General features: G+C 52.4%; 16 protein-coding genes and 1 tRNA gene. 3 read left to right on the top strand and 14 right to left on the bottom strand.

Annotated features, from left to right (window positions below; genetic code table 11):
• Nucleotides 1-42: 42 nt before the first annotated feature.
• From H7R76_RS21520 to H7R76_RS21490, 7 genes are all read right to left on the bottom strand, one after another.
• A complete protein-coding gene (locus H7R76_RS21520) occupies nt 43-792 on the bottom strand; it encodes a YaaW family protein (RefSeq protein ID WP_000257250.1) in 750 nt (249 codons plus the stop codon).
• Between the two features lie 142 nt (nt 793-934).
• Nucleotides 935-1,321 carry a hypothetical protein gene (locus H7R76_RS21515; protein WP_225088728.1) on the bottom strand — a complete coding sequence of 129 codons (387 nt, stop codon included), beginning with the start codon at nt 1,319-1,321 and terminating at the stop codon, nt 935-937.
• A 74-nt stretch (nt 1,322-1,395) separates the two neighbouring features.
• A complete protein-coding gene (locus tag H7R76_RS25190; protein ID WP_224688858.1) occupies nt 1,396-1,554 on the bottom strand; it encodes a DeoR family transcriptional regulator in 159 nt (52 codons plus the stop codon).
• A 59-nt stretch (nt 1,555-1,613) separates the two neighbouring features.
• A complete protein-coding gene (locus H7R76_RS21505) occupies nt 1,614-2,078 on the bottom strand; it encodes a lecithin retinol acyltransferase family protein (protein WP_023293479.1) in 465 nt (154 codons plus the stop codon).
• 58 nt (nt 2,079-2,136) lie between these two features.
• Nucleotides 2,137-2,565 carry a DUF2787 family protein gene (locus H7R76_RS21500; RefSeq protein ID WP_026080582.1) on the bottom strand — a complete coding sequence of 143 codons (429 nt, stop codon included), beginning with the start codon at nt 2,563-2,565 and terminating at the stop codon, nt 2,137-2,139.
• 47 nt (nt 2,566-2,612) lie between these two features.
• Nucleotides 2,613-3,044 (bottom strand): hypothetical protein, encoded by a 432-nt coding sequence (locus tag H7R76_RS21495; protein ID WP_017382949.1) that lies wholly within the window; start codon nt 3,042-3,044, stop codon nt 2,613-2,615.
• Nucleotides 3,037-3,390 carry a hypothetical protein gene (locus H7R76_RS21490; protein ID WP_182966427.1) on the bottom strand — a complete coding sequence of 118 codons (354 nt, stop codon included), beginning with the start codon at nt 3,388-3,390 and terminating at the stop codon, nt 3,037-3,039. The genes H7R76_RS21495 and H7R76_RS21490 overlap by 8 nt, the downstream gene beginning before the upstream one ends.
• Before the next feature lie 518 nt (nt 3,391-3,908).
• Here H7R76_RS21490 and H7R76_RS21485 point away from each other — a divergent pair.
• The 3 genes from H7R76_RS21485 (at nt 3,909) to H7R76_RS21475 (ending at nt 7,623) form a co-directional block, all read left to right on the top strand.
• Nucleotides 3,909-5,219 (top strand): site-specific integrase, encoded by a 1,311-nt coding sequence (locus H7R76_RS21485; RefSeq protein ID WP_053520774.1) that lies wholly within the window; start codon nt 3,909-3,911, stop codon nt 5,217-5,219.
• A gap of 84 nt (nt 5,220-5,303) precedes the next feature.
• Nucleotides 5,304-7,217 carry a DUF927 domain-containing protein gene (locus H7R76_RS21480; RefSeq protein ID WP_182966425.1) on the top strand — a complete coding sequence of 638 codons (1,914 nt, stop codon included), beginning with the start codon at nt 5,304-5,306 and terminating at the stop codon, nt 7,215-7,217.
• 49 nt (nt 7,218-7,266) lie between these two features.
• Complete coding sequence (locus H7R76_RS21475) at nt 7,267-7,623, top strand: Arm DNA-binding domain-containing protein (RefSeq protein ID WP_032165636.1); 357 nt, start codon at nt 7,267-7,269, stop codon at nt 7,621-7,623.
• 55 nt (nt 7,624-7,678) lie between these two features.
• Here the strand turns inward: H7R76_RS21475 and H7R76_RS21470 are convergent, their stop codons facing one another.
• The 7 genes from H7R76_RS21470 to H7R76_RS21440 all read right to left on the bottom strand — a co-directional run bounded on the left by H7R76_RS21470 (nt 7,679) and on the right by H7R76_RS21440 (nt 14,760).
• Nucleotides 7,679-8,863 (bottom strand): tyrosine-type recombinase/integrase, encoded by a 1,185-nt coding sequence (locus tag H7R76_RS21470; RefSeq protein WP_017382944.1) that lies wholly within the window; start codon nt 8,861-8,863, stop codon nt 7,679-7,681.
• 565 nt (nt 8,864-9,428) lie between these two features.
• Nucleotides 9,429-9,887 (bottom strand): hypothetical protein, encoded by a 459-nt coding sequence (locus tag H7R76_RS21465; RefSeq protein ID WP_130715227.1) that lies wholly within the window; start codon nt 9,885-9,887, stop codon nt 9,429-9,431.
• A 649-nt stretch (nt 9,888-10,536) separates the two neighbouring features.
• Nucleotides 10,537-10,612, bottom strand: a tRNA-Phe gene (locus H7R76_RS21460).
• A 128-nt stretch (nt 10,613-10,740) separates the two neighbouring features.
• A complete protein-coding gene (locus tag H7R76_RS21455) occupies nt 10,741-11,316 on the bottom strand; it encodes a transcriptional regulator (protein WP_106927395.1) in 576 nt (191 codons plus the stop codon).
• 45 nt (nt 11,317-11,361) lie between these two features.
• Entirely contained in the window at nt 11,362-13,053 is a 1,692-nt protein-coding gene (locus H7R76_RS21450) for a protein-disulfide reductase DsbD (protein ID WP_106927397.1), read from the bottom strand.
• Entirely contained in the window at nt 13,029-13,352 is a 324-nt protein-coding gene (cutA, locus tag H7R76_RS21445) for a divalent cation tolerance protein CutA (RefSeq protein WP_182928424.1), read from the bottom strand. The genes H7R76_RS21450 and cutA overlap by 25 nt, the downstream gene beginning before the upstream one ends.
• Nucleotides 13,353-13,458: 106 nt before the next feature.
• A complete protein-coding gene (locus H7R76_RS21440) occupies nt 13,459-14,760 on the bottom strand; it encodes an anaerobic C4-dicarboxylate transporter (protein WP_106927401.1) in 1,302 nt (433 codons plus the stop codon).
• Nucleotides 14,761-14,833: the final 73 nt, after the last annotated feature.

Here is a 14,833-nt window from a genome sequence, read left to right as displayed (position 1 = left end):
CCTCTGAAGTTTTTTAAAGTCTGAATACCTTAAATGTAAGTGCTAAACGTCAGTATTCTCAGGTGAATAAAGATGCTTCTGGCGCATGTAGGCAATAAAAATGCAGGATGGTAGCGTCACCCGGTATGCGGGACCGGCTAAATCAATCAGCAGCCAGAGAGAACTGAGCACCCAGCCCACGGGACCGGCAAAAGCGCCCATGGTACGCGTCAGCATGGCATTTCCTGCAACGGTCAGCCCTCTGCCTAACAGGGCTTTCGCCACACCATTTGTGACAACAAGTGCCATCTGATAGGCCGCAAACCCGGATGTTTTTATCCCCGCCTGGATTGCCATGGTCAGCAACTCCGGCGTGGGGTTGCTGTAGCCTGTCTGCAATTCTTCCGCCACGGTCTTTAGCTGGTCAGGCGTCATCTTCTCAAGACTTTTCTCCAGGATCTTCATCAGCAGATTCATTTCAATGGTTTCAACACTGGATTTGTTGTTGTAGTTCACCTTCATTTTATCGCAGGCATCGGTGAGAATTTCCCGGTACAGCACCCCTTTACCCCAGCGGAGCAGCGTGGCAAAGCTGTTCGCCCCAAACGTCTGAACCTCGGCGGCAATGGCATCCCAGTAGCGCGGGTGGTTGGGCTTGTGTTTTTTATACTGAGGATCATAGGTCAGCGTTTCCGTGATGCGTGCCAGTCCGTCTTTCGGATCGCAGATAAGCACAGAAACCAGTAAATCCAGATCGTCACGATGGCAGTGGCGCAGAAACTCAAGGTCGGGGTCGTGTCGGTAGGTAGCCATATTTCACCTCATTGCAGATATTGGACCTGACAGTTTAAGGAAGCCACCGGACAGGGCTTGTCCGCCTGAAAAACAAAAAAGTAAAAAAAACCTGCCCGAAAGCAGGTTTCTGTTCACCGGATAGAGGTATAACGCGTCGGGATTACTTTCCGCGCCATTCCTTTTCCACTTTATCCGCAAAGGCATCGCACTGCCGGGCATATTCCGGGTTATACAGAAGCTCCGACTGCGAAAGTTGCATGGCGGTCATGCTGCCGTTACGGGCATTTGATTCGAGCCAGGTTCTGCCATAGGTTTTGTTCATCACCTGAAGTACCCGGTTGAATACCGGTCCGTTGAAGCGGGCATTGAGATTAACGCCTTTTACCTGAAGGCCGCTGTCACTGGTCTGGGTCAGGCGGGTGGAGTACATCGCGCAGAAGGTCGAGTTGGTTATCATCTGAGCGTCAGCCTGCTCGTCGGCGAACGCGCTGTGGCTGAAGGCGGAAAGCAGAATTGCGGCGGTTAACAGTTTTAAAATTTTCATCATGTTCCCTTATGGATTGAAAAGCGGAGACAGCCTGCCATACGGAGTGGTCAGGAGATGTCCGACAGAGAAAAAAGTCAGGGTTTCAGCGAGGGAGCCAGTCGCCAGCGGTGAGGGCCAGCGGATTCCAGCACAAAGGCCAGTTGAGCGAGGTCCCGTCTTGCTGTGCGGGGAGACACGTCAAACTGCCGGATGATGTAGCGAACAGATATTGTCTGACCGTAAAACAGCACCATGGTCAGCCGGATAAGCCGTTCTCCCTGTCCGGTGACACGTTGCCTGCAACGGCTGGCTTTCATCGTTGCCATACGCGCCATCGGTCCCCTTTCTGAAAAGAATCAAGGTGTCTGGCAAGCCAGATATCAGGGCACGAATCGCCGGTAACGCAGCGGGCAGTAAACCGGTGGCAGTTAAAGTCGAGCAGGCTATAAGGATAGCGCTGACCCACTGCCGCCTTTGCCCGTTCAGCGGCCTGCGCACAACCCTGAGGCGTCAAATCCATACAGTCGGTATACACCGAGATAGCGGAGTTCCAGCCATCGAGCCGGTCAAGAAAACCTTTAGCCTTACTTTTGATAACGGTTCCATCGCCATCAAGATGAACAATATCGCCGTTACCCACATAGATACCGCTGTGTGCGGCAAGGCCAAAAAGCAGTTCGCACTGCACGATACCGCCGTAAGCCGGTTCATCGACGCAGGACAGAATGCAGTTATCGATAAATGAATCCACGAAGTTAAGCAGCAGAAGCCGGTACATAACATTCAGTTCCTTACTATGGGGGAGAGGGGGGATGCGGGGGAAACGTAGTGAACACTCAGCTTTCCCACAACGTACGGACCGTGAAAACCCCCATATCGTGGTAAGCCATAAAGTTACTTTCCCATAGCGACCAGAACTCACGGGCGTCGACATGAGAGATATCGCCACAACGGGAAAGCCACGTGTATTGTTGCGTCCAGCTCACATCGACATCTTTTTCAAGCTCAGGCCATGGATGTCCTGCATAGTGAAAATCGGTGACGTAATCGAGCTGCCAGTCTTCTCCGGCAGGGATGAGGCGTATTTCGACCGGATGCCAGCCGCCCTTTTCCGGTGAGTATTCAGGGTCACGGAAGTTAATGGTTAATCCGGTGATGGGGTGACGATGAGGCGGTTTTTGCGCAACGATACCCAGAAGCAGTTGAGTGAACGACCGGGAGAGTGGCAGCACATAGCCGCCCTGCAATATAGCGGGTGATGACATAGTGAATTTCCTTTTTAAGGGGTATGGAACACAGAAAAAGCGGGGGATTAGTCCTGGCTGATTGCGGCAAGCTGCGTCAGACGGTGCTGCCAGTCGGCGTAGCAGCGGTGCATAAAGAGTCTGCTGCTGTCCGCTTCGATAAGGCAGATATCCGGACTTCTGAGCACAGCAGCAAGAAAACCTGCGTTATTGGTGCTGCCCTGACCAAACAGTGGGCGAAATACACGGGACGGAAAGCTGTCCTGCTGCTGTTCCAGAATGGCGTGAATCGCATCAAGCGCTACCCATTCACGGGAGAACAGGCCTCCTTCGCCATTGGCGGTTAAGCGCAGGGCAAGGCTTCCGGTTTCACCCTCTTTACCCAGCTCATACGTCAGCAGTCCCTTGCTATGGGGGCTGATTTTCTCTGCTTCCCCGCTGTAGAACACGGTATAGCTTTCGATGACGGCGGCTTCGGTAGCGATTTTTTTCTTACTCATGGTTCAGCGCCTCAATCAGGTTCTGGAGTTGAGTGATAACGGTTGTGTCCGGGAATACCAGATAGATACCCTGTCCGTTATCACAGACGATACCGAGAAGCAGATACCAGCCATCATCAAGTGCGGTGACGTATTCCGGGTTAGCCAGTGCAACTGCCAGCAGCGGGTCTTCGGGCAGCGTGTCATCATGGTTGAGATGCCAGAGCAGGGTTTCCGTTTCGTTCCAGAAGGCGGTAAACAGGTCGATATCATCGACGGGTCCAAGAATTTCATTGCTGAGGGACGCCAGTGCGGAGGCGGGCAGGTTGAGAAGGGGAAGACTGGTGGGGGTCGTGAGTTTAAACATGATTATCTCCATAAGTAATTGATTCATATTGATAATATGTTTTCAAATGACTTTTAGTTACATTTTTTTTACGTTGTTTGCTTATTTTGGATTATGTCCTTAAATTTAGTGGTGGGCTGGCGTTAAATCCCGTTTTTTTCCGATTTGCAGCATTTTGTAAGCAAATTAGCATGAGCTGTTTTAACTGAAAATGAGAGAACGCTTGCGCACAATTGCTATTGATTTTCTTACTTATTTTCTCAATCACAAAACGCCTTAAATAGTTCAAAAAACAAGCAACACCCCATAATCGATATTATTTATGGGGAGAAACGACGTTCAGGCCTGAAAGTGGGGGAGTGGCACTTTCAGGAGATTAAGGGGGCAAACAGGCCTCTTTAACGCGTGCTTTTCTCACCAAAATGTCAGAGTCGGTGATTTGCACTTCAGTATTTCTGCCAATACTATTCGCTTCATGTGCTGGCCAGCATCTAACTCAATACCCTTAATTTGTATTAATTGAGCGAGATGTATGCATTATGAAACCCGATAGTTCTTTAAACCTAATAACGCTGACAATGAAACAGAATGATGTTGATTCTGTGGATGGTCGCTTTTGTAAGTCAGCGCAAAACATCAAAACCAGCGTTGACGTTGATGATTGCTGTGTTGAACCAATGGCCCGACATCGCAGCCCAAAGAATCAAAGAGAGGCATTCACTAAAGCTTTTTTTGATGAGTGTAAAACCCGTGCAATACAAACTGGCCGGACTATCGAAGCCAGCGATACAAAATGTACCGGGCTTAAGGCTATATTCCACTCATCCGGACGCATTAAGTTTATTGTCCGCAAAAGTATTCGCGGAAAGAATGTTTACGTTTCCGTAGGAAGTTACCCTGAATTTTCCATTAATAACGCAAGGGAGCATGCCTTTAAAATAATTCAGGAGCTTAAGGCTTCCGTTGAGACTTATGGTGAGCGTTTTCTTACTCACAGTAAAATGACGTTTAATGAGCTTGTGGATGAGTATGAGAAAAGCGTACTCAGCACGGGCGTTAAGCGTTCAGCTAACACCGATCTTTCTAAGATCCGTAAATACCTGCGCCCTCTTCTCGGTGCCAAAAAGCTGGCAGGTATGACGGAGGCAGATATTCTGAGCTATCTGCATAATCTCGATCTCAAGCCTGCCACCCGCAACCGCCATCTGGCGCTCATTAAAGCGGTGTTTACCTGGGCTATACGCATGGGATACATCAGCCGCTCTCCGGCGCTTTATATCAAAGCGCTGCCTGAAGTGACGTCAGATCGCCGCGCCATGGATGACTCCCAGCTTCAGCGCTGGATGGAAGTCTGTGAGTGCTGGCGTAATGGTAAACCCGATCATGAAGCCCTTGCTCTTCTCATGTTCCTTGCCCTGACGGGGCTGCGTCTGGGGGAAACCCGTCACCTTCGTCTTGAAGATGTGGACTGGAGCCGCAAAGTTATCACCCTTCGCCACACCAAAAACGGCAAACTCCGCCGTGTACCGGTATGTGATAAGGCTTTCGTTCTTCTGACAGAACAGCGTCAGCATCTGGGTGATGAAGGCTGGGTATTTCCGGGCAAGGGGACCGACAATCCGGTTTCTGAGCCGCGTCGCCTGCAAAAACGGCTTTGTGAGGCTGCGGGTATTCCACCGTTCACCATCCATGAGATGCGACATACCTTTGCGACAAAGCTCATTGAGAGCGGGGCCGACATTCACACCGTCAAAGACTTACTGGGTCACAGCACGATAAAAGTAACGGAACTTTACTTGCACGCTTCCCCGGCGCGTTATCACGAAGTCGTTAATCGGGCGATGGGGTAACAACCTTCACTCAACGGTATGGTTTTTAACTATGGTTCTGATGCACCCGTTTTCTGACGGTGGCGTAATTTGATGGTAATACACATGAATAAAAAAGTGACAACTAATGTTCCTAAGGTTTCCGGGATTAAGCGTATTCGCGCTTTTGCTGACCGCGATAAAAATTTCAACAAAATGTCGGAAGCAATTATCAGGCGTGCTGAAAACACTGAGGTCGGTGAAGATGATATCGCTTCACTCGGTATTGGTGATGGGCTGCCACGGCATTATGTGAATACGGCTAATGGCCTTTTCTACATCGGTGGACAGAAACCTGTGCAGGTTTGCACCACGCCAGTTGTGCCTGTCGCCCTGTTTTGTGGAAAAGATAAGGAGTCCGGTCTTGGGATCAGCCTGATGACCGGTAACGGGCTGGGTAAGTATGTTAAGGCCCTGGTACGCTTTGAGGATATTGTTCAGAGCGGTGCTCAGGTAGTAGGCAAACTGGCAGATCGTGGATTTTGTGTTGGCTCCTCTCCACAGCAGTTTGCCCTTTTTGACCGTTTTCTTCAGCGCTGCCGGAGTTTACCGCTGCCTGTCTATCTGATGGCAGATGCGATGGGATTCGTTTCGGAGGATATGGCCTTTTTACATGGTTATGAGCCCGTTGTGACCTCTCTGACCGGGTTTGATTATCTGCTGCCGGGATTCCGCGTGCGTCCCGGACTGCACAAAGGTGGGGCTCTGGAGGAGTGGATTAACCTCATCCGGGAAAATGTCCATGGCTGGGCGCAGACCTTTGCGCTGAGTGCGTCCTTTGCTTCGATGCTTCTGGTTCCTGCCGGTATGGATGTGGGCATGTTTCATTTTCACGGCGTATCCACCACCGGTAAAACGCTTCTCCTGATGCTGGCTGCATCGGTCCATGGTGATGGCAGCGAGCCGGGTAGTGGGGGGAATGTAAATATTATTCGCTGGAATACCACGCCTAACGCGATGGAGCGCCTTCTCGCTGACTATTCCGGTCTGGTCGCCTGCGTCGATGAACTGGGTGCGAGTAATCATAAGCAACTTTCCTCACTGCTTTACAACATTACGTCAGGTACGGCAAAAGAGCGCCTGAACCGTGGCCTGACGGCAGATGAGCCGTTTAAATGGCGCATGTTTATTCTCTCCACCGGTGAGATGTCAATCTCCGAAAAGCTGGCTGAACAGAAAGCCGTGTTACAGGGAGGGCAGGAGCACAGGGCCATCAGTATGGAACTGTTGCCTGAGGATGCTCAAAAACCGGATGAACCGGTATCAGAAACACGTGCCCGTGCAGATGCACTGAAGACGGGGCTGGCAGAGGCTTATGGTCATGCCGGGCCTGCATTTATCGGCAAACTGTTATCCGGGAAAAATACGGCTGGCGGTCTTCGCACCTACGCAGAGTTTTCATCCTGGCTCCAGGAACAGACAGATGATTGCTGTAACGCACTGGAAGAGGCCCTGAGGGATGAGGGGCGTGATATTACCCGCGTTCAGCGGCGCGGACTGAAAAGATTTGCGCTGGTATGGCTGGCAGGAGAGAAGGCGCTGAAATATGGCCTTTTACCTTTCGAAAGCGATGCGGTGGCTGAATCCGTTATGTCCGCTGCACGACGCTGGCTGGATGATAACCAGAATCAGTATAACCCGGTGCGTAACATGCTGGAGGAGCTTCAGCTGACGCTGGTGACAAAAAGCAGCAGGCACTTTATCACCCTGCGTGACGAACATGCCCGATGCCCGGGAGATATGTGGGGATTCGTCCATTACAAAACCGGCGACTTCCTGATTTATGAATCGGTGTTTGAAAAGCTCTGTTCTGAAAAGGGACTTAAGACCGTTGATGTGGCCAGACCGTTAGAGCATTCCGGTTATCTGCTTGGCGAAAGTGCCGGACACTATAAAAAAAGAGCGCTGAAGACGATGGCGCAGTCTTACTACCAGGTCAAAAAAGCGTTTCTGAAATGCAATGTGATGACCGAATTTTAACCCTGAATAAAACCATTTTGACTGAATAACAACGAATAGAAGGTGATGTATGATTTTTGAATCAGACCAGTACTATGACGGTTTTCCTCACGCTATCAGCAGCGAAAATGAAGAAAAAACCTCATTCAATGATTACGCTCTGGTTAACACACTGGCGGAGTGCCTGTATCACGACATTTCTCGTGAAATCTTCGATGGCAGTGAGCCGGCGCTCCGGGCCGTCATTGCCAACGGTCAGATTAAATTCCTGGCTCGTTATACGCTTAGAGGGGCCTGCTATTATGAACCCCTCGGCAGGTTCCCTCGTATGTCTATTAAAGACGCGCGCGAGTGTGCTCGTGAACTCTATAACAGATATGATGATAACCGGGTGCCGGATGAAGAATATGGGGCCATCCCGTTCTGACTGATGGCTGAACAGTAAAAAAAAAGCAGGGGCACTTGCCTCTGCTTTTCTGTTATCACAAGGACGGTAGCTGAGCCGTTATCCTTTCCGCCAGTAACTGACTGGTGTTCTGTAAGCGCTGAGGATGAAGATGCGCATACCGTTGTGAAGACTGACTGCTGCGGTGCCCCAGTTGAGCCTGAACGTCATACAGTGTTCCGCCGTAGGACACGATGAGGGCGGCAACCGAATGGCGGCAGGTATGAATACACACTTCCTTGTCGAAAATTCCCGCCCGACGCACGATACGCTGAAAGGCTTTAACCGGGTTACTCAGCGGCATTCCCTGTTTTTTACCAATAAACAACCACGGATTTCCCCGCTGCGTTGGCAGCGTTCTGATTACGTCCATCGCCAGTGAGTTAAGGTGAACAATCCGTCCATAGCCATTCTTGGTTTCAGGGAGCCACAGGGTGCGTTTAACCGGGTCAACATGCTCCCACTTAGCCAGACGCAGCTCATCACGACGAAGGCCGGTCAGTAACAGCAGTTTGACATAGCGGGCCGCGACGGGGCTGGTATCGTTATCGGCGGAGAGAAAAATACGACGAATTTCGTCCTCGGTAAAATAACGCTGTCGGGCGTTGTTCTCCCTGAGTAGCTGTACCACCCTTGCCGGATGAACAGAGGTCATGCTTTGCCTTCCGGCCCATGTAAAGACGGCTTTAATGAGTACGATGACACGGTTACAGGTAGCCGCTGACAGGGAAGTACTTAACGTCTGCTGAAGGCGCAGAATGCTCGCTGGTGTGATATCGCTCAGCAGCCTCTGACCAATGGCGGGACGGATATGATCGCGGTAGCGCTGAACATCCTTTCCCCAACTGCGTTTAGCGGATTTTGCCCATGGCAGATAATGCTGATTAAAGAGTTCATCGAACGTCAGCTCCATTCTCTTGTTTTCACGCTCCTGCTTAGGGTCAGTGCCGGTGGCAAGGGAACGTTTGTGTTCTATGGCAATCTGACGAGCAAGATTGACGTCCACTTCAGGCCAGTGACCAATGGCGATGGCGCGTTTTCGTCCATGATAAAGGTAGCGTAGCAAAAACTTTTTACGACCTTCTCTTCTGCTGACCAGACACTTGAGGCCGGAAATCTCGGTGTCGCTGTATTCGGCATCGGTACTGCGTGCATCGGATGTGTTAGGGGGCAGGGATTTAATGAGCTGATTAGTAAAACGGAAGCGTTTGGGGGTGGACATATAACCTCCTGTGACTGGTGTAAAGAACGTCAGGGTTGACCCATCCCCGGCACGGCGTTGCTAATGGCTGAGTTGATTTTCTGGCGTGGCGAAGGGAATGCTGGTGCCACATGGTATGAATGAAGACGGGAAATGCAGAAGAGCAGGCTTTACGGTCTGATTCTGGTCTTAAGGGGAAAGATTGCCGTTAGGGAAGAGTTCACAGAAATAATATGTGTTTAAGTCGGATACAATTACCTGTCATCAGGGCAAGGACCGTTGCCCATATGTGGCTGGTTTTGGTGTCGGCTATGTGCCAGAAGCGGAAGTTGTTACCGGAGTTTTTCTTAGTCAACGGGGAGCAGGTCATTTGGCCCACAGTCAAACCTACCCCCACTAATGAACACATCGTAATGTTAGTAATGCTTCCGTTAGTTGTGGGGAGCATTGTCGATGTCCGCAGTTCGCTCACAGCTGACCTTTGACTCAGTTAGCTTGTCCGCTCCGTGCCAGAAGCGGATATTAAGAAAATGATGGAGTGCAAAATAGCAGTCATCACCCCAATCTTACCTGATGCCTCTTAATGCTACTCAATCCCCATGGTCAACTTATTAAATTCACCTGGAGCCAATACCCGAGCATCAAGTGTTATGAACACCTCGTTGTAAATGCATCCAGACTTTTCAACGTTGTCTTTCCCGTCCACCCTCAATAGAAGACCCAATTTCCGATCAATAAACGTTCTAACCTTGGCACGTTCATCAACAGAGAGGACATAGAATCCGCTACCCAACATTCCCGTGGTGCGTTCGTCGATGGTTGTTCCTATTGCACCAGAAAGAAGAATATTAGTGCCGTAGGCTTTAAATAAACAGTCGGTCCATCCAGCGTTGATAGTCGAATCCTTACACATCTTGGATTTCTTAAACTGCTGATATATTAGAAGCCCCTCCTTATCCAGCTTTTCGCACTGATCAGCGATACCTTTGCCTGGATAGATGGCGCAGGATAGAAGTAGAGTTGTACTGAGTAGACGCCATCTCATTTATAGGCACCACCGTGGTTAAGGTTGCGTGAGTAGTCTCAACCATAACATCGTTCGGCAAAAGTGTTGTGGTAAAAACCTTATCTTTCCTCAATTCGTACATCCGTTTGTCAAATTTCCCCTCTTCGCTCACAGCGGACACTCAGGTTTAACAGTCCAGTACGTTTAGCTTACGGATAAATCATTTTATGATGGCGTGGAGAACGGGGGATTCTGAAAAGGTAAGAAGTGAAAGGGAAAAAAGAGCTTGTTGCAGGTGGACGGACTGGTGAAGATCCCCATGAGAATGGTGGAGAGTGTATGCTGCCAAGTTTCCCCGCTTGCTATTGGGGATTTCCCCACCTTATTCCCCGCGACAAAATCACGTTAAGGACAGCGGATTAAGGCAGAATGATAATTCCCCGTTTCCCCCGTGTTTTCTACTTCATTATGAATGATCTGAGAGAAAGGAACCGTAGAGGACCGTAGAGAGACCGTAGCTGTGAGGTAAGAAAAAAATACATCAGAAGATGTTGAGGTGTCTAAAAGTAACGAACATCTGCGAAAATGGCGAGAAATCCAGCAAACAAATAACGTGTTGCAACGACCAGAAATCTACCGTAGCCAAGAAAGGAAAAAGCCCCGCTTTGCAGCGAGGCCTTATGAATATTGGTGCCCGGACTCGGAATCGAACCAAGGACACGGGGATTTTCAATCCCCTGCTCTACCGACTGAGCTATCCGGGCAACGGGGCGCATTAAACCGCAATCAGTCACGGCCGTCAACCAAATTTCGGCGAAAATGGTTCAACTGCTTACTATTACGGCAATTTTGCGGTTTCTGTCGTGGAAACGCGTAGCCATGCCCGGTGGGCTCAGGTGAGCGCGCCGCCCTGGCGGCACTGCGCGAAGCGCAAAATATCTTCCGCCAGCCGGTGGGCGGTATCAACATCGACCTGGCTACGGTTGACTAACATGCGGCTCAGGCAGCCCTCCAGTACCAGCTCCATCTGTTTCGCCACCATCGATGGGTCGTCGACTTCCAACTGGGTCAGCAGCGTATGGCTGAACTGGAATGCGGCCTGCTTCTGCTGGTTAGCGAGCTGATGAATCGGGTGCTCGGCGTCCGGGTAGAAGGTACAGGCGGCGATAAACAGACAGCCGGGATAGCGGTTTTTGGTGACGCAGTCGGTTAGCGCGCTGTAGCGGGCGAGCAGCTTCTCTTCTGCCGTCAGCGCATCGTTTAGCATCAGCTGGCGACGCCAGGTTTCCACCTGCTGACTCAGATAGCGCAGGGCGTCATACTGCAACGCTTCGCTGTCAGGCCAGTAGCGGCGCAGCTCTTCCAGCGGGCGGTCCACGCGCTCAGCAACCATCTCCAGCGTTGTGCTGGCCATCCCTTTTTGTTCAAGGAGCTGCAGAGCTTCTCCCAATACGTCTTCGCGTTGCACGGTATTCTCCTCCGTTCCCGACGGCTATTCGTCTAAAAGTGTTGTCTACGGTTGGCGATCGCGCAAATGTGCGCGGAACGCGGTGGCGTCCATAAAGCCGGTCACCCGTAAAGCGGGCAGCTCGTTGCCGTTTTCATCAAAGAAAAGGATTGTCGGCAGACCGAGTACCTGCAAATGTTTCAGCAGCGCCACGTCCCGGGCGCTGTTGGCGGTAACATCTGCTTGCAGCAGGACGGTGTTTTGCAGCGCCTGCTGTACCTGCGGGTCGCTAAAGGTGTACTTCTCAAACTCTTTGCAGGCCACGCACCAGTCGGCGTACAGGTCGAGCATCACCGGTTTACCGCGGGCGTTAGCCAGCGCGCTTTCCAGCGTTTCGACGCTGCTGATGCGGGTAAAGGCGAGGTGCGATGGGTTCTGCGCCACGGTGGTGCCAAAGGCCCAATCCTGAAGCGGGCGCACGCTAATCAGCGCGGCGGCCAGCAGGATAATTTGCCCGATGCGCTGCCAGGGTTTTTTCAAGCCGAGGCTGCTAATAAACGCCCAGCTGAAGAAGGCCACGCCGAGCATCGACCACAGCCGCAGCCCCCAGATATCGCCAATAATACGCTCCAGCAGGAACACCGGCAGCGCAAGGATCACAAAGCCAAAGGCAGTTTTGACGTGCGCCATCCACGGCCCGCTTTTTGGCAGCAGGCGGTTGCCGAACACCGTTACCAGGATCAGCGGCAGGCCCATGCCCAGCGCGTAGAGGTACAGCGTGCCGCCGCCGAGCCACAGGTTACCGCTTTGGGCGATATACAGCAGAATAGCGCTCAGCGGTGCGGTGGTACACGGCGAACAAATCAGCCCTGCAATCGCGCCCATCGCAAACACGCCGCCCACAGAGCCGCCCTGCTGGCGGTTGCTCATCAGGGTCAGACGGGTTTGCAGCGATGACGGTAGCTGGAGCGAAAAGGCACCAAACATCGACAGCGCCAGCAGAATAAAGACCGCCGACAGGCCGATCAGTACGTAAGGATGCTGCAGCGCGGCCTGGAACTGCATCCCGGCAGCGGCAACGACCAGGCCCAGCGCGGTATAGGTGAGCGCCATGCCCTGCACGTAGATGAATGCCAGCAGCAGCGCGCGGCCGGTGGCAAGACGCTGTTTGCCGCCGAGGACGATGCCGGAGATCAGCGGGTACATCGGCAGTACGCACGGAGTGAAGGCGATACCAATACCGATAAGTAAGGCCCAAAGCGCACTGAAGGGGAGGGCGGCGCTAGCATCGCCCCTTACCCCGGCGGCCTCCCCGGAGGATGGGAGGGCAGAGACCGCGTTCAGCGGTACGGTTCGGGTTTCCGGTGGGTAGCAGAAGCCCGCGTCGGCGCAGCCCTGGTAGGTGACCGTCAAGGTGGCGCCGTGGCTGGCCTCGGTCAGCGTGACGGGTATGGTCAGGCTTTGGCGGTAGATTTCGCTGTTGCCATAGAACTCGTCGTGATGCGGCTGACCTTTGGGCAACGCGAGCGGGGCGATGCTGGCGTTGGCCGGGTTAATCTTGATCTGCTGGCGGTAGAGGTAGTAGCCCTCTTTTACCTGCCAGCGGAGATTCACGTCATGCTGTTTCTGCTGAAAATCGAAGGCAAACGCCCGATCAGCGGGAACGAAATTTGTCTTGCCGGGGCCGTCAAACAGCCCGGCGGCGAAGGCTGAGGTGCTGCACAGCAGCAGAATCAGCGTAAGGATGCGTTGAGCCATGAGAGATAATCAACATCTGCGTGAGTAACGGGTAATACTAACAGTTCTGGCGTTTGGTACGGGTGGTGCGCCTTGAGGCAGTCCAGCAACGCCTGCTGGTGGGTAAGGTCGGTTTTGAGCAGCATTTGAACTTCATACTCTTGTTCGAGCTTCCCCTCCCAATAGTATAGCGATGTCGCGCCGGGTAGCAGGGTCACGCAGGCGGCTAATTTTTCCGCCAGCACTTTGGCCGCCAGATCCTGGGCGGTCGCTTCATCCGGAGCAGTACAGAGAACCACTACAGCGTCGGGAGTGCTCATTGTAAACCTCGTTATCGATGAAAAGAGGCACTATAGCACGGCGGTTGGAGCGGGTTGAGTGAATCGGGCCGCAGAGCGGCCCGACTTTAAGGATATTTACAGGCGGTTAGAGGATTAACCCACCGAAGATAAACCCAAAAATCACGCACAGGGCGATGGCAATCACGCCCGGGATCAGGAACGCGTGGTTGAAGACGTATTTACCGATACGGGTCGAGCCGGTGTCGTCCATTTCTACCGCTGCCAGCAGCGTTGGATAGGTTGGCAGAACGAACAGCGCAGACACTGCCGCAAAGGACGCAATCGCGGTCAGCGGCGTAACGCCCAGCATCAGCGCCGCAGGCATCAGGGCCTTGGTGGTCGCCGCCTGGGAATACAGCAGAGTGGCCGCAAAGAACAGCACCACCGCCAGCAGCCACGGGTAGTTTTGCAGCAGGTCGCCCGCAATACCCTGAATATCAGCGATGTGCGCCTTCACGAAGGTATCGCCAAGCCACGCGACGCCCAGCACGCACACGCAGGCGCTCATGCCGGATTTAAACGTGCTGGCGTTGAGGATTTCACCGGTGTCCACTTTACAGGTGACGCAAATCAGCGTGGCGATAGTCAGCATAAACACCACAATGGCTTCGTTACGCGGCAGCACTGGGTTCTGAATCAGACCGACGGTATCGCTGATGGCCGTTGCGTAGAACATCACCGCCACAATACCGATCAGGAACAGCAGCACCGAACGTTTAGCGTGCGGCTTCAGCTCAAACACCTTGCTGCCACGCAGGCGCACTTCGCCTTTTGCCAGACGTTCCTGGTACACCGGGTCGTCTTTCAGTTCGCAGCCCAGGAAGTTACAGACGATCGCGGTGAGCATTACGGCAATCAGGGTGACCGGAATACAGATGGCCAGCAGGGTCAGGTAGCTCACGCCCATTGGCTCAAGGATGCCGGCGAAGAACACAACCGCAGCGGAAATCGGCGAGGCGGTAATCGCAATCTGCGAGGCGACCACGGCGATAGACAGCGGGCGGGAAGGACGGATGCCCTGTTCTTTTGCTACTTCGGTGATCACCGGCAGCGTAGAGAATGCGGTATGCCCGGTACCGGCAAGGATAGTCATAAACCAGGTGACCAGCGGCGCGAGGAACGTAATGTATTTTGGGTGCCGACGCAGAAGGCGCTCGGCGAGGCTGACGAGATAGTCCATACCACCGGCAATTTGCATCGCGGCAATTGCGGCGATAACCGCCATGATGATCTCGATAACGTCAAAGGGTATCGCGCCCGGTTTAATTTGAAAAATAAGCGTCAGCACCAGCACGCCGAAGCCGCCGGCAAAGCCGATGCCTATCCCCCCAAGTCTTGCCCCTAAATAGATGGCAAGAAGCACAATGACCAGTTCTGCTCCAAACATATTAGCCTTCCTTGTTTAACAAGTTGATATGTAATTGTTGTGTTTTCGTGAATTATAGAAACAAAAAAGGCAT

It is taken from the genome of Klebsiella sp. WP8-S18-ESBL-06 (assembly GCF_014169755.1).
Classification (GTDB): Bacteria; Pseudomonadota; Gammaproteobacteria; order Enterobacterales; family Enterobacteriaceae; genus Kluyvera; species Kluyvera ascorbata_B.
Note: the sequence above shows the minus strand (reverse complement) of the source record. Positions and strands in the feature narration are given on the sequence as shown.

What these genes read in the sequence shown, in the direction of transcription:
- H7R76_RS21515 (WP_225088728.1), bottom strand. Translation starts at nt 1,321, where the DNA reads ATGATGAAAATTTTAAAACTGTTAACCGCCGCAATTCTGCTTTCCGCC.
- H7R76_RS21500 (WP_026080582.1), bottom strand. Translation starts at nt 2,565, where the DNA reads ATGTCATCACCCGCTATATTGCAGGGCGGCTATGTGCTGCCACTCTCC.
- H7R76_RS25190 (WP_224688858.1), bottom strand. Translation starts at nt 1,554, where the DNA reads ATGGTGCTGTTTTACGGTCAGACAATATCTGTTCGCTACATCATCCGG.
- H7R76_RS21485 (WP_053520774.1), top strand. Translation starts at nt 3,909, where the DNA reads ATGAAACCCGATAGTTCTTTAAACCTAATAACGCTGACAATGAAACAG.
- H7R76_RS21450 (WP_106927397.1), bottom strand. Translation starts at nt 13,053, where the DNA reads ATGGCTCAACGCATCCTTACGCTGATTCTGCTGCTGTGCAGCACCTCA.
- H7R76_RS21480 (WP_182966425.1), top strand. Translation starts at nt 5,304, where the DNA reads ATGAATAAAAAAGTGACAACTAATGTTCCTAAGGTTTCCGGGATTAAG.
- H7R76_RS21495 (WP_017382949.1), bottom strand. Translation starts at nt 3,044, where the DNA reads ATGAGTAAGAAAAAAATCGCTACCGAAGCCGCCGTCATCGAAAGCTAT.
- H7R76_RS21475 (WP_032165636.1), top strand. Translation starts at nt 7,267, where the DNA reads ATGATTTTTGAATCAGACCAGTACTATGACGGTTTTCCTCACGCTATC.
- H7R76_RS21440 (WP_106927401.1), bottom strand. Translation starts at nt 14,760, where the DNA reads ATGTTTGGAGCAGAACTGGTCATTGTGCTTCTTGCCATCTATTTAGGG.
- H7R76_RS21465 (WP_130715227.1), bottom strand. Translation starts at nt 9,887, where the DNA reads ATGAGATGGCGTCTACTCAGTACAACTCTACTTCTATCCTGCGCCATC.
- cutA (WP_182928424.1), bottom strand. Translation starts at nt 13,352, where the DNA reads ATGAGCACTCCCGACGCTGTAGTGGTTCTCTGTACTGCTCCGGATGAA.
- H7R76_RS21490 (WP_182966427.1), bottom strand. Translation starts at nt 3,390, where the DNA reads ATGTTTAAACTCACGACCCCCACCAGTCTTCCCCTTCTCAACCTGCCC.
- H7R76_RS21470 (WP_017382944.1), bottom strand. Translation starts at nt 8,863, where the DNA reads ATGTCCACCCCCAAACGCTTCCGTTTTACTAATCAGCTCATTAAATCC.
- H7R76_RS21505 (WP_023293479.1), bottom strand. Translation starts at nt 2,078, where the DNA reads ATGTACCGGCTTCTGCTGCTTAACTTCGTGGATTCATTTATCGATAAC.
- H7R76_RS21520 (WP_000257250.1), bottom strand. Translation starts at nt 792, where the DNA reads ATGGCTACCTACCGACACGACCCCGACCTTGAGTTTCTGCGCCACTGC.